General features: G+C 59.5%; 13 protein-coding genes. 12 read left to right on the top strand and 1 reads right to left on the bottom strand.

From position 1 onward, the window contains the following. Nucleotides 1–95: 95 nt before the first annotated feature. The 7 genes from CAF65_RS07270 (at nt 96) to ispD (ending at nt 7,923) form a co-directional block, all read left to right on the top strand. Complete coding sequence (locus CAF65_RS07270; protein ID WP_085715688.1) at nt 96–1,043, top strand: acetyl-CoA carboxylase carboxyltransferase subunit alpha; 948 nt, start codon at nt 96–98, stop codon at nt 1,041–1,043. 135 nt (nt 1,044–1,178) lie between these two features. Continuing rightward, the gene (gene tilS / locus CAF65_RS07265; protein WP_085715687.1) at nt 1,179–2,507 is read left to right on the top strand and encodes a tRNA lysidine(34) synthetase TilS; all 1,329 of its coding nucleotides are present in this window, start codon (nt 1,179–1,181) and stop codon (nt 2,505–2,507) included. A gap of 274 nt (nt 2,508–2,781) precedes the next feature. Next, nucleotides 2,782–4,413: a CTP synthase gene (locus CAF65_RS07260; RefSeq protein ID WP_085715686.1), complete on the top strand. Its 1,632-nt coding sequence runs from the start codon at nt 2,782–2,784 to the stop codon at nt 4,411–4,413. A gap of 5 nt (nt 4,414–4,418) precedes the next feature. Further along, entirely contained in the window at nt 4,419–5,264 is an 846-nt protein-coding gene (kdsA, locus tag CAF65_RS07255; RefSeq protein WP_057400872.1) for a 3-deoxy-8-phosphooctulonate synthase, read from the top strand. A gap of 156 nt (nt 5,265–5,420) precedes the next feature. Next, nucleotides 5,421–6,710 (top strand): phosphopyruvate hydratase, encoded by a 1,290-nt coding sequence (eno, locus tag CAF65_RS07250; protein WP_085715685.1) that lies wholly within the window; start codon nt 5,421–5,423, stop codon nt 6,708–6,710. Between the two features lie 230 nt (nt 6,711–6,940). Beyond that, a complete protein-coding gene (gene ftsB, locus CAF65_RS07245) occupies nt 6,941–7,219 on the top strand; it encodes a cell division protein FtsB (RefSeq protein WP_008019784.1) in 279 nt (92 codons plus the stop codon). Continuing rightward, complete coding sequence (ispD, locus tag CAF65_RS07240; protein ID WP_085715684.1) at nt 7,216–7,923, top strand: 2-C-methyl-D-erythritol 4-phosphate cytidylyltransferase; 708 nt, start codon at nt 7,216–7,218, stop codon at nt 7,921–7,923. Before ftsB ends, ispD begins: the two co-directional genes overlap by 4 nt. 169 nt (nt 7,924–8,092) lie before the next feature. On the opposite strand, the gene CAF65_RS07235 is transcribed toward ispD, so the two are convergent. Next, nucleotides 8,093–8,989 carry a LysR substrate-binding domain-containing protein gene (locus CAF65_RS07235; protein WP_085715683.1) on the bottom strand — a complete coding sequence of 299 codons (897 nt, stop codon included), beginning with the start codon at nt 8,987–8,989 and terminating at the stop codon, nt 8,093–8,095. 107 nt (nt 8,990–9,096) lie between these two features. Between CAF65_RS07235 and CAF65_RS07230 the strand changes: the two genes are divergently transcribed. Genes CAF65_RS07230 through surE form a run of 5 tightly spaced genes read left to right on the top strand, consistent with a single transcriptional unit; the run spans nt 9,097 to nt 13,372 of the window. Further along, on the top strand, nt 9,097–10,209 hold the full coding sequence (locus tag CAF65_RS07230) for an S-(hydroxymethyl)glutathione dehydrogenase/class III alcohol dehydrogenase (protein ID WP_008019788.1): 1,113 nt from the start codon (nt 9,097–9,099) through the stop codon (nt 10,207–10,209). A gap of 8 nt (nt 10,210–10,217) precedes the next feature. Beyond that, nucleotides 10,218–11,063: an S-formylglutathione hydrolase gene (fghA, locus tag CAF65_RS07225; protein ID WP_085715682.1), complete on the top strand. Its 846-nt coding sequence runs from the start codon at nt 10,218–10,220 to the stop codon at nt 11,061–11,063. Nucleotides 11,064–11,106: 43 nt separating this feature from the next. Then, nucleotides 11,107–11,580: a 2-C-methyl-D-erythritol 2,4-cyclodiphosphate synthase gene (ispF, locus tag CAF65_RS07220; RefSeq protein WP_085715681.1), complete on the top strand. Its 474-nt coding sequence runs from the start codon at nt 11,107–11,109 to the stop codon at nt 11,578–11,580. Next, nucleotides 11,577–12,635, top strand: a complete 1,059-nt coding sequence (gene truD, locus CAF65_RS07215; RefSeq protein WP_085715680.1) for a tRNA pseudouridine(13) synthase TruD — start codon at nt 11,577–11,579, stop codon at nt 12,633–12,635. Before ispF ends, truD begins: the two co-directional genes overlap by 4 nt. Continuing rightward, nucleotides 12,623–13,372 carry a 5'/3'-nucleotidase SurE gene (gene surE / locus CAF65_RS07210; protein WP_007996928.1) on the top strand — a complete coding sequence of 250 codons (750 nt, stop codon included), beginning with the start codon at nt 12,623–12,625 and terminating at the stop codon, nt 13,370–13,372. The genes truD and surE overlap by 13 nt, the downstream gene beginning before the upstream one ends. Nucleotides 13,373–13,381: the final 9 nt, after the last annotated feature.

Below are 13,381 nucleotides of genomic sequence, written 5' to 3'. Positions count from 1 at the left end.
ATCTCGACCTCAGCGCGCCTGTCCCTTAAGGTAGGGCGCGAATAGACAACCGGCCGGCCCAAGATCACTTGGGACTCGACCCAAGACGGACGCCTATGAACCCGAATTTTCTAGATTTCGAACAGCCGATCGCCGACCTGCAAGCCAAGATCGAAGAGTTGCGCTTGGTCGGTAATGACAATTCGCTGAATATCGGCGATGAGATCTCCCGCCTGCAGGACAAGAGCAAAACGCTGACCGAAGACATCTTCGGCAAGCTGACCAGCTGGCAGATCGCACGTCTGGCGCGTCACCCGAAACGTCCGTACACCCTGGACTACATCGAGCACATCTTCACCGAATTCGACGAATTGCACGGTGATCGTCACTTCTCCGACGACGCTGCGATCGTTGGCGGTATTGCCCGTCTGGAGGACAAGCCGGTGATGGTTATCGGTCACCAGAAAGGCCGTGAAGTGCGCGAGAAGGTTCGCCGCAACTTCGGTATGCCGCGTCCGGAAGGCTACCGCAAGGCTTGCCGCCTGATGGAAATGGCCGAACGTTTCAAAATGCCGATCCTGACCTTCATCGATACTCCGGGTGCCTACCCTGGCATCGACGCGGAAGAGCGCAACCAGAGCGAAGCGATTGCCTGGAACCTGCGGGTGATGGCGCGCCTGAAAACCCCAATCATCGCCACCGTGATCGGTGAGGGTGGTTCCGGTGGTGCACTGGCAATCGGTGTCTGCGACCAGTTGAACATGCTGCAATACTCGACCTACGCGGTGATTTCGCCGGAAGGTTGCGCTTCGATTCTGTGGAAAACCGCCGAGAAAGCACCAGACGCCGCAGAGGCGATGGGCATCACTGCCGAGCGCCTTAAAGGCCTGGGTATCGTGGACAAGGTGATTGGCGAGCCATTGGGTGGCGCGCACCGTGACCTGGCCGCTGCAGCCGCATCGATCCGCGCCGAGCTGAGCTCGCAACTGGCGATGTTGAAGAAGTTCGACAACGACGCGCTGCTGGCCCGTCGGTACGAACGTCTGATGAGCTACGGTCTGTAATCAGATCTCGCTGTACCCATGTGTGGGAGCGAGCCTGCTCGCGAAAGCGGTATAACGGCCAACGAATGTGTTGAATGTTGAACTGTCTTCGCGAGCAGGCTCGCTCCCACATTTGATTTGTGCAAAGGGAAAGATATGGATCGGCCCGCGATTGATTTGCCTTCCAGGCTTTTGCTGAATCTTGCCCCGTGGCGCAACGCCACAACCTGGTGCATCGCCTTCTCAGGAGGCCTGGACTCCACTGTCCTGCTGCACCTCCTTGCATACCTCGAAAAAACCGAATCCCTGCCGGCGCTGAGTGCCATCCATGTACATCACGGCCTTCAAGCCGCGGCCGATGCATGGCCGGAGCATTGTCGTTCGGTGTGCGCTGCGCTGGACGTCCCGTTGCAGGTTATTCGTGTACAGGTACAGCCCGGTGCCAGTCTGGAGCGGGCGGCCCGGGACGCGCGTTATCACGCATTCAGCCAAGTGATTCGGCCTGGTGAAGTGCTGCTGACAGCCCAACACCGTGACGATCAGGCGGAAACCCTGCTGTTCCGGCTGCTGCGTGGAGCCGGAGTGAGAGGTTTGTCGGGCATGCCACTGCAGCGTCCACTGGGTAAAGGGCACCTGCTGCGGCCTTTGCTCGATGCGACCCGCGCCGAACTGGAAACCTATGCGGCGGAGCATCAATTGCGCTGGATTGAGGACCCCTCCAATCAGGACCGACAATTCTCGCGCAATTTCCTGCGCCATCAGGTGTTCCCGGTGTTGACCTCGCGCTGGCCACAGGCGATGGCGACCATGGCTCGCAGCGCTGCGCATTTGAGTGAAGCCCAAGGGCTGCTTGATGAACTGGCACAGATTGACTTGAACCTGGCGCGCACCGTCAGTGAATTCGATTGGCTGGGCCTGCCGTCGCTGGAACTGGCCTCACTGGAAAAACTCTCTGTCGCGCGTCAGCGCAATGCGCTCAGTCACTGGCTAGAACCGCTGACCCGTCTGCCGGACACCGACCACTGGTCGGGTTGGGAGGATTTGCGCGACGCCACCGGCGATGCCTGCCCGGTGTGGCGGCTGGCCGATGGCGAACTGCATCGTGCGGGCGGGCGGATCTGGTGGCTGTCCGGGCGCTGGTTACGTCCGCTGCCCGCCGCCTGCGCCTGGCAGGACCCGACTTCACCGCTGGCAATTCCAGGCAACGGCGTGCTTTCGCTCACCGGGCACCCCCCCGATGGCCCGTTACAGATCCGCTATCGTGAAGGGGGAGAGATCATGGCTTTGCCTGGTCGCGGCCATCGGGACCTGAAACGTTTGCTCAATGAAAGCGGTGTACCGTCCTTCGTGCGCGGCAGATTGCCGCTGCTCTACAAAGAGGGGCAGTTGCTCGCGGTAGCGAACCTCAAGGGGCTTGATGGTGGTGTGATCGGCGACTGGCATTTGCATTGGCAGCCACTGAACGAAGATCAAGGTTTGAGCTGAAAGGGGCTTTCCGGTAGACTACGCTCCCTTCTTGATACAACTTCTGTGGATTCACCTGAATTGCAGGAGTTGCCGATTACCAAGCAGTCTTTGCTGGGCGATTCCAAAAAATGTGTAGCGAGCAACGAACCGGTGATCCATTTTCCGGTCTGTCCCAACGCGGCGGTTTTTTTGAAAGGTGCACTGTGATTAATGCAGGTGATCGGGGGCTTCGGCCTTCCTTCGCTTTCCCCGGCGGCTCGGACCGCTTTAACGCAGACTTCTAGGGTTTTTCATGACGCGCTACATATTCGTCACGGGCGGTGTTGTTTCTTCATTGGGGAAAGGCATTGCATCGGCATCATTGGCGGCCATCCTGGAGGCGCGGGGACTTAAGGTCACCATGCTGAAGCTGGACCCGTACATCAACGTCGACCCGGGCACCATGAGCCCGTTCCAGCACGGTGAAGTGTTCGTCACCCACGACGGCGCCGAGACCGACCTGGACCTGGGTCATTACGAGCGGTTCATCCGCACGACCATGACCCAGAACAACAACTTCACCACTGGCCGTATCTACGAGCACGTTTTGCGCAAGGAGCGCCGTGGTGACTACCTGGGTGCAACCATCCAGGTGATCCCGCACATCACCGACGAAATCAAGCGCCGCATCATCAAGGGTGCTGGCGATGCCGACGTGGCAATGGTCGAGATCGGTGGCACTGTGGGCGACATTGAGTCGCAACCGTTCCTCGAGGCGATCCGCCAACTGCGTTTCGAAGTCGGCGCCAAGCGCGCGATGCTGATGCACCTGACTCTGGTGCCGTACATCGCCACTGCCGGCGAAACCAAAACCAAGCCAACCCAGCACTCGGTGAAGGAACTGCGTTCCATCGGCCTGCAACCGGACGTGCTGGTCTGCCGCTCCGACCACCCGATCGATGTATCGTCGCGTCGCAAGATCGCGCAGTTCACCAACGTTGAAGAGCGTGCGGTGATCGGCCTGGAAGATGCCGACACCATCTACAAGATCCCGGGTATCCTGCACTCCCAGGGCCTGGACGATTTCGTCGTCGAGCGTTTCGGCCTGCAATGCGGCGGTGCCGATCTGTCCGAGTGGGAAGCCGTGGTCGACGCCAAGCTCAACCCTGAGCACGAAGTCACCATCGCCATGGTCGGCAAGTACATGGAACTGCTGGACGCCTACAAGTCGTTGATCGAAGCGATGAGTCACGCCGGCATCAGCAACCGTACCAAGGTCAATCTGCGCTACATCGATTCCGAAGACATCGAGAACCAGGGCACCGCGCTGCTTGAAGGCGTCGACGCCATCCTGGTACCGGGTGGCTTCGGTCTGCGTGGCGTTGAAGGCAAGATCACCGCCGTTCAATACGCTCGCGAAAACAAGGTTCCGTACCTGGGTATCTGCCTGGGCATGCAAGTGGCCGTTATCGAGTTCGCCCGTAACGTGATGGGCTGGAAAGACGCCAACTCCACTGAGTTCGATCGTGCAAGCGGTCACCCGGTCGTGGGTCTGATCACCGAGTGGGAAGATGCCACCGGCGCTGTCGAAACCCGTACCGAAGCTTCCGATCTGGGTGGCACCATGCGCCTGGGCGCACAGGACTGCCTGCTGGAGCCGGGTTCGCTGGTTCACGGCTGCTACGGCAAGGACGTGATTGTCGAGCGTCATCGTCATCGCTACGAAGTGAACAACAACCTGCTGCCGCAAATCATGGAAGCCGGTTTGAAAATCTCCGGTCGTTCCGGCGATGGCGCACTGGTTGAAGTGGTTGAAGCTCCGGATCATCCATGGTTCGTCGCTTGCCAGTTCCACCCTGAGTTCACCTCTACGCCACGCGACGGTCACCCGCTGTTCAGCGGTTTCGTCAAGGCAGCGTTGGCTCAACACCAGAAGAAGGCGTAACCCCGATGGCACAGAAGATCATCCGCGTCGGCGACATCGAGATTGCCAACGACAAACCCATGGTGCTGTTCGGCGGCATGAACGTGCTGGAAAGCCGTGACATGGCCATGCAGGTTTGCGAAGAGTATGTGAAGGTCACCGAGAAGCTCGGCATCCCTTACGTGTTCAAGGCCAGTTTCGACAAGGCCAACCGGTCTTCTGTGACCTCCTATCGTGGTCCTGGCCTGGAAGAAGGCATGCGCATCTTCCAGGACATCAAGCAAGCCTTCGGCGTGCCGATCATCACCGACGTCCACGAGCCTGATCAGGCCGCGGTCGTCGCTGAAGTCTGCGACATCATCCAGTTGCCAGCCTTCCTGTCGCGCCAGACCGACCTCGTGGTCGCGATGGCCAGGACGGGCGCAGTGATCAACATCAAGAAAGCCCAGTTCCTCGCCCCTCAGGAAATGAAGCACATCCTGAACAAATGCGTGGAAGCAGGTAACGATCAGTTGATCCTCTGCGAGCGTGGTTCGAGCTTCGGCTACAACAACCTGGTCGTCGACATGCTCGGCTTCGGCATCATGAAGCAGTTCGAATATCCGGTGTTCTTCGACGTGACCCACGCGCTGCAAATGCCAGGCGGTCGCTCCGATTCCGCCGGCGGTCGTCGCGCCCAGGTCACCGACCTGGCGAAGGCTGGCATGAGCCAGTCGCTGGCCGGCCTGTTCCTGGAAGCCCACCCGGATCCGGACAACGCCAAATGCGACGGTCCTTGCGCCTTGCGTCTGGACAAACTGGAGCCATTCCTGGCCCAGCTCAAAGCTCTGGACGAGCTGGTGAAGAGTTTTCCGACGGTAGAAACCGCGTAATCCTCAATTCTCCGGTAAAGTACCGCACGATTTAACGCTCAGGCCCTCGGGCCTGAGCCTTGTCGTCTGCAAGACTGCCCGCTGCACCTCGCTTGCCGACGATCAAAGATTTCCTACAGCTGCGTCGTTTTCGTCAACTTTGGAGTGTTTACAACAATGGCTAAAATCGTCGACATCAAAGGTCGTGAAGTTCTCGACTCCCGTGGCAATCCCACCGTGGAAGCGGACGTGCTTCTCGACAACGGCATCATCGGCAGTGCCTGCGCGCCGTCCGGTGCTTCCACTGGCTCGCGTGAAGCGCTCGAGCTGCGTGATGGCGACAAGAGCCGTTACCTGGGCAAGGGCGTCCTCAAGGCCGTGGCCAACATCAACGGTCCGATCCGCGATCTGTTGAAAGGCATGGACCCAAGCGACCAGAAAGCGCTCGATCTGGCAATGATCAAGCTCGACGGCACTGAAAACAAAGGTTCCCTGGGCGCCAACGCGATCCTCGCCGTTTCCCTGGCCGCGGCCAAGGCAGCAGCACAGGACCAGGACCTGCCGCTGTACGCTCACATCGCCAACCTGAACGGCACCCCGGGTGTTTACTCGATGCCGGTTCCGATGATGAACATCATCAACGGCGGTGAGCACGCCGATAACAACGTCGACATCCAGGAATTCATGGTTCAGCCGGTTGGCGCCAAGTCTTTCTCGGAAGGCCTGCGCATGGGCACCGAGATTTTCCACCACCTCAAAGCCGTGCTGAAGGCCCGTGGCCTGAGCACTGCCGTCGGTGACGAAGGTGGTTTCGCACCAAACCTGACTTCCAACGAAGACGCTTTGAAAGTGATCTCCGAAGCCGTGGCCAACGCCGGTTACAAGCTGGGCACCGACGTGACCCTGGCCCTGGACTGCGCGGCCAGCGAATTCTACGAGGACGGCAAGTACAACCTGTCCGGCGAAGGCCAGGTGTTCACCGCTGAAGGTTTCGCTGACTATCTCAAAGGTCTGACCGAACGTTATCCAATCATCTCCATCGAAGATGGCCTGGACGAGTCCGACTGGGCTGGCTGGAAAATCCTCACCGACAAGATCGGCGAGAAGACCCAGCTGGTAGGCGACGACCTGTTCGTAACCAACACCAAGATCCTGAAAGAAGGCATCGATAAAAAGATCGCCAACTCGATCCTGATCAAGTTCAACCAGATCGGCACCCTGACCGAAACCCTGGAAGCCATCCAGATGGCCAAGGCTGCCGGTTACACTGCCGTGATCTCGCACCGCTCCGGCGAAACCGAAGATGCGACCATTGCCGACCTGGCTGTGGGCACTTCGGCTGGCCAGATCAAGACCGGTTCCCTGTGCCGTTCCGACCGCGTTTCCAAGTACAACCAACTGCTGCGCATCGAAGAGCAGTTGAACGGCAAGGCCAAGTACAACGGTCGCGGCGAATTCCGCGGTTGATAGAGTGCCGTGCCTCGCCAATACTGCTCATTTTTGACGGTGCGTATTGGTGAGGTACGGCACTGCTTGGTAAAAAAGACACCGGATTGTGTCGGAAAAATCGCTACAGCGACGTTTTTGCCACTAATCTGATGCCTTATAAGCACAAGCCTGGTTCTTCCAGGCTTCGTGCTATCAGTAGCTTCATGTTTTGGTATGGCTGTCTTTTTTCACTGGATACCTGATATTCGATGCGCAGTCCCAATTGGTTGTTCCTCGTCTTGCTCCTGCTGCTGGCTGGCCTGCAATACCGCCTGTGGGTGGGTAATGGCAGTCTGGCGCAAGTGGCCGACCTGACTCAGCAGATCGCGGATCAGCAGGCCGAGAACCAGACATTGCTGGAGCGCAATCGGGTGATGGACGCCGAAGTCAGTGAGTTGAAAAAGGGCATGGAGACCGTTGAAGAACGGGCTCGCCATGAGTTGGGCATGGTCAAGGATGGTGAAACCCTTTACCAGTTGGCCCAATGATCAAGTCGTTACCGGCCTTCTGGGCCGTGATTCCTGCCGCGGGCGTCGGTGCCCGTATGGCTGCGGACCGTCCCAAGCAATACTTGCAACTGGGCGGGCGCACTATTCTCGAACACAGCCTCGGCTGTTTCCTTGGTCATCCAGGCCTGAAAGGCTTGGTGGTCAGTCTTGCTGTTGACGATCCTTATTGGCCGAACCTGGCGTGTGCCAGTGATCCGCGGATTGCCCGGGTCGAGGGCGGTTCCGAACGTTCAGGGTCGGTGCTCAATGCGTTGCTGCATCTGCACGCACAGGGCGCTGATGATGAGGATTGGGTTTTGGTTCACGATGCCGCACGGCCGAACCTCAGTCGTGACGACCTGGACAAGCTGCTGACTGAACTGGCTGACGATCCTGTCGGCGGACTGCTGGCGGTCCCGGCGCGGGATACGCTCAAACGCGTCGATCTGCACGGTCGTGTGGTCGAAACCGTGGATCGCAGCGTGATCTGGCAGGCCTACACGCCGCAGATGTTCCGCCTTGGGGCGTTGCATCGGGCATTGGCGGACAGTCTGGTGGCTGACGCGGTAGTTACGGATGAAGCTTCGGCGATGGAGTGGGCCGGTTCGGCACCGCGGCTGATCGAAGGGCGGTCCGACAACCTCAAGGTTACGCGTCCTGAAGACCTTGAGTGGTTGAGACAGCGTTGGGCCAATCGTCGCTGATTGACATTGGTTTGTGCTGCCCCCAATCGCTAGCAAGCTCGCTCCCACAGGGTTTGCTGGCGTTTACAAGATTTGTGTTCGAGCCCGCCCACTGTGGGAGCGAGCTTACTCCGGGCGGCGTTCCGACGATAGCGGTAGTCCGGGCACCGGGATCTTGCTGACACGCCAGCTAGTTTCGGTATTCCGGCCGTTTGGCCAACCCCTCCTTCAAAAAATCCACCAGCTTGCGCACCTTCGGCGACAGATGCCGCTGCTGCGGATACAACGCCCAAACGGCCGTATTCGGCGGTTGGTGTGCTTCCAGCAACGAAATCAACGCGCCGCTATTCAAATGCTCCAGCACGTAATAGTCCGGCAACTGACACAACCCTACGCCCTGCAGCGCCGCATCCAGCACCGCCTGCCCACTGTTGCATCGCCAGTTTCCCTGGACCCGTTGCGAAAATTCCCGCCCGTTCTGTTCCAGTTGCCACAGATCCGAACTGCCGATGAGGCAGTTGTGCCGGCTCAGTTCCGACAAACTGTGTGGCCGACCGTAGCGTTCCAGGTAGGAAGGCGACGCGCAGAGAAACATGCGTCGTGGCGCGAGGCGGGTGGCGACCAGCCGTGAATCCTGCAAACGCCCCAGGCGGATCGCCAGGTCGAGGCCATCATGTACCAGGTCGAGTTGCCGGTTGGTCAGTTCGATATCAATGCGCAGTTGCGGATACAGCCCCATGAAACGCGTCACCAGCGGCACGATGAAGCGTTCACCGTAAGCCACGGCGCACGTCATGCGCAGCATGCCTTTGGGCTCGCTGGTCAAGTCGCCGACCGCGCGCAACGCCTCTTCACGCCCATCCTGCAGGCGTTGGCAGTGCTGCAGGAAGGTTTGCCCTGCCTCGGTCAGCGTGACCCGGCGGGTGCTGCGGTAGAGCAAACGGGTTTGCAGGCGTTCTTCGAGGCGTACAATTTGTCGACTGATGTGAGAGGACGAAACCCCGAGGCGTTCCGCGGCAGCGGTGAACTGGCTGCATTCGGCCACGGCGACAAATTCGTCGATTCCTTCCCAGCGGTTTTCGGACATGGATGATTATCCCTGTACAGCAATAATGTTTTGCTTTTGTCCGGATTATTCACTGTAAGGCGCTGTATTACACTCCCTGTCTCGTTTTTATTCACTGGAGAACCACCATGATCAAGTCGCGCGCCGCCGTTGCCTTCGAGGCCAAGAAACCCCTCGAAATCGTTGAAGTCGATGTCGCCATGCCCAAGGCCGGCGAAGTATTGCTGCGCGTGGTGGCCTCCGGTGTCTGCCACACTGATGCCTACACCCTGTCCGGGGCTGATCCTGAAGGCATCTTCCCGTCTATCCTCGGCCACGAAGGCGGTGCGATTGTCGAGGCGATCGGCGAGGGCGTGACGTCCGTTGCGGTAGGCGATCATGTGATCCCGCTGTACACCCCGGAATGCCGAAAGTGCAAATTCTGTCTGTCGGGCAAAACCAACCTCTGCCAGGCCATCCGCGCGACCCAAGGCAAAGGCTTGATGCCGGACGGCACCTCTCGTTTTTCCTACAAGGGCGAGACGATTTTCCACTACATGGGTACCTCGACCTTTTCCGAGTACACCGTGCTACCGGAAATCTCCGTGGCCAAGATCGCTAAAGAAGCACCACTGGAAAAAGTGTGCCTGCTGGGTTGCGGCGTCACTACCGGTATCGGTGCAGTGCTCAACACCGCCAAGGTGAAACCGGGTGACACCGTGGCCATTTTCGGCCTCGGCGGCATCGGTTTGTCGGCGGTCATCGGCGCGGTCAAAGCCAAGGCTGCCCGTATCATTGCCATCGACATCAACCCGGCCAAATTCGAAATTGCCAAACAGTTGGGTGCAACCGATTGCGTGAATCCGAAAGACTTCGATCGTCCGATTCAGGAAGTCATCGTCGACATGACCGATGGCGGCGTCGACTTCTCCTTCGAATGCATTGGCAACGTGCAGTTGATGCGTGCCGCGCTTGAGTGCTGCCACAAGGGGTGGGGCGAGTCGGTGATCATCGGTGTGGCCGGTGCCGGCCAGGAAATTTCAACCCGTCCGTTCCAGTTGGTCACCGGCCGCGTCTGGCGTGGTTCGGCGTTCGGCGGCGTGCGCGGCCGTACCGAGTTGCCGAGCTATGTGGAAATGGCCGAGACCGGTGAAATTCCGTTGGATACCTTCATCACCCACACCATGGGCCTGGAAGATATCAACAAGGCGTTTGACCTGATGCATGAAGGCAAAAGCATCCGTAGCGTCATCCATTTCTGAGGTCGGTCATGAGCCTGGAAAATATCTCCTGCCAGAAAAGCTTCGGTGGCTGGCACAAGCGCTACCGGCATCGCTCCGAGGTGCTCGGCTGTGACATGGTGTTTGCCGTGTACCTGCCGCCGCAAGCGGAGCAGGGCGGCAAGCTGCCGGTGTTGTACTGGTTGTCCGGCCTGACCTGCACCGACGAGAACTTCATGCAAAAGGCTGGCGCCATGCGCATGGCCGCCGAGTTGGGGCTGATCATCGTCGCACCGGACACCAGTCCTCGCGGCGCCGATGTACCGGGTGATCCGGACGGTGCCTGGGACTTCGGCCTCGGCGCCGGGTTTTATCTGAATGCCACCCAGGAACCGTGGTCGCGCCACTATCGGATGCATGACTATGTCGTGCAGGAATTGCCGACATTGGTTGAAGCCCATTTCCCGGCGTCGGACAAGCGCGGCATCAGCGGCCATTCCATGGGCGGCCATGGCGCCCTGGTTTGCGCGTTGCGCAATCCAGGGCGTTATCTATCGGTGTCGGCGTTCTCGCCGATCAACAATCCTGTGGATTGTCCCTGGGGGCAGAAGGCCTTCTCCCGTTACCTGGGAGAGGACCGTTCGAAGTGGCGCGAGTGGGATGCCTGCGCACTGATCGCTGAGGCCGAAGAAAAGCTGTCGCTGTTGGTCGATCAGGGAGATCGTGATGATTTCCTCGCTACCCAGCTCAAGCCTGAAGCCCTGCAACAGGCGGCAAAATTAGCCGGTCATCCGCTGACGTTGCGCCTGCAACCCGGCTACGACCACAGCTATTTCTTCATTGCCAGTTTCATCGACGACCACTTGCAGCATCACGGGCGCGCTCTAGGCCTTTAATGCAGGTAGAATCACGCCCTGACAAAAATCGGGGCGTTTTTTTATGCGTATTGGCCACGGCTATGATGTGCACCGTTTCGCTGAAGGCGATTTCATCACTCTGGGCGGTGTGCGCATTGCACACAGTTTCGGATTGCTCGCTCACTCTGACGGTGACGTACTCTTGCACGCCTTGAGCGACGCCTTGCTCGGCGCCGCAGCGCTGGGAGACATCGGCAAGCATTTCCCGGATACCGACCCGCAATTCAAGGGCGCCGACAGCCGTGCGCTGTTGCGTCATGTCGTCGCACTGGTCCATTCCAAAGGCTGGAAAGTCGGCAACGTCGATAACACCATTGTCGCCCAGGCGCCGAAAATGGCCCCGCATATCGAATCGATGCGCGCGCTGATTGCCGCGGATCTTCAAGTAGAGTTGGATCAAGTGAACGTGAAAGCTACCACCACCGAAAAGCTCGGCTTCGTTGGTCGCGAAGAAGGCATTGCCGTGCACTCCGTTGCCTTGTTGCTGCGCGCATGAACGAACTGCAATTGCTCGGCCCGCGGGCTTACGGTGAGGCCCTCGGCACGGCGGTACTGAAAGCGATCGCGGAAGATTTCCAGGTTGACGAAGTCCTTGATATTCCCCTGACTGGTGACGGTGAGCACCTGTGGATCTGGGTCGAGAAACGTGGCCTGAATACCGAAGAAGCGGCGCGCCGGATCGCCAAGGCAGCTGGTGTACCCTTGCGCACCGTCAGCTACGCCGGGCTCAAGGATCGTCAGGCACTGACTCGTCAGTGGTTCAGCGTGCAGCTGCCGGGTAAGGCTGATCCGGACCTGTCGGCGGCAGAAAACGAAACACTGAAGATCCTCAAGACCAGCCGGCACAAGCGCAAGCTGCAACGCGGGGCCCACTCGGCCAACGGTTTCACCTTACGCCTGACGCAGTTTGCCGGCGACAAGGCCGCCATCGAAGAGCGCCTGCAACTGATCGCCAAACAAGGCATTCCCAATTATTTCGGCGCCCAGCGTTTCGGCCATGACGGCGGCAACGTTGTCGATGCCCGCGCCTGGGCCGCGCGCAAGGCCTTGCCGGAGCAGCGCAACGTGCGCTCACGGCTGCTCTCCACGGCGCGCAGTTTTCTGTTCAATCAGGTGCTGGCCGCACGTGTCGCCGATGGCACCTGGCAGCGTGCCTTGGTGGGCGATCTGTTGGCGTTCACCGACAGCCGCAGCTTTTTCCCGGCAGGCGAAGCCGAGTGCAGCGACCCGCGCCTGGCGATTCTCGATCTGCACCCGACCGGTCCGCAGTGGGGCGAAGGTGACTCGCCGGCCACGGGCGTTGTCCATGAACTGGAGCAGGCCATCGCCGCACGCGAAGCGGATTTGCGTGACTGGTTGATCAACGCCGGTATGAGCCACGAACGTCGCATCCTGCGACTGCCCATTGGCGGGTTGACGTGGCATTATCCCGAGCCTGACATTCTGCAACTGGAATTCGTCCTGCCGGCTGGATGCTTCGCCACCGTATTGGTGCGCGAGCTTGTTGATCTGGTGCCGGTGGGGCAGACGGACAGCCCATGCGTATTCTGATTTCTAACGACGATGGGGTAACCGCACCCGGACTCGCCGCGCTTTATGCTGCGCTGGCGGATTACACCGAATGTGTGGTTATCGCCCCGGACCAGGACAAAAGCGGCGCCAGCAGTTCGCTGACGCTCGACCGTCCGTTGCACCCGCAAACTCTGGCCAACGGCTTTATCAGCCTGAACGGCACGCCAACCGATTGCGTGCACCTGGGCCTCAACGGCCTGCTGGAGCGCGAAGCGGACATGGTGGTTTCCGGTATCAATCTGGGCGCGAACCTGGGGGACGATGTCCTGTATTCCGGTACGGTGGCGGCGGCCCTTGAAGGGCGTTTCCTGAAACACCCTTCGTTTGCCTTTTCACTGGTCTCACGCCAGGTGGAGAACCTTCCCACAGCTGCCTATTTTGCGCGCAAACTGGTCGAAGCCCACGCTGACCTGGATCTGCCACCGCGCACGGTACTGAACGTGAACATTCCCAATTTGCCGCTGGATCGTATCCGCGGTATCCAGTTGACCCGCTTGGGCCATCGCGCCCGAGCCGCGGCACCGATGAAAGTGGTGGATCCGCGGGGCAAGTCCGGTTACTGGATCGCGGCGGCCGGGGATGCCGAAGACGGTGGCCCGGGTACCGATTTCCATGCGGTGATGCAGGGTTATGTTTCGATCACGCCACTGCAGCTGGATCGCACGTTCAATGATGCCTTCAGAAGTCTGGACGGCTGGCTGGAGGGGCTGCGCTGATGAGTCGCG

The sequence above is a fragment of the Pseudomonas sp. B28(2017) genome (genome assembly GCF_002113025.1).
In the GTDB taxonomy this organism is placed as follows: Bacteria; Pseudomonadota; Gammaproteobacteria; order Pseudomonadales; family Pseudomonadaceae; genus Aquipseudomonas.
This window is presented reverse-complemented; position numbering and strand designations above follow the sequence as displayed.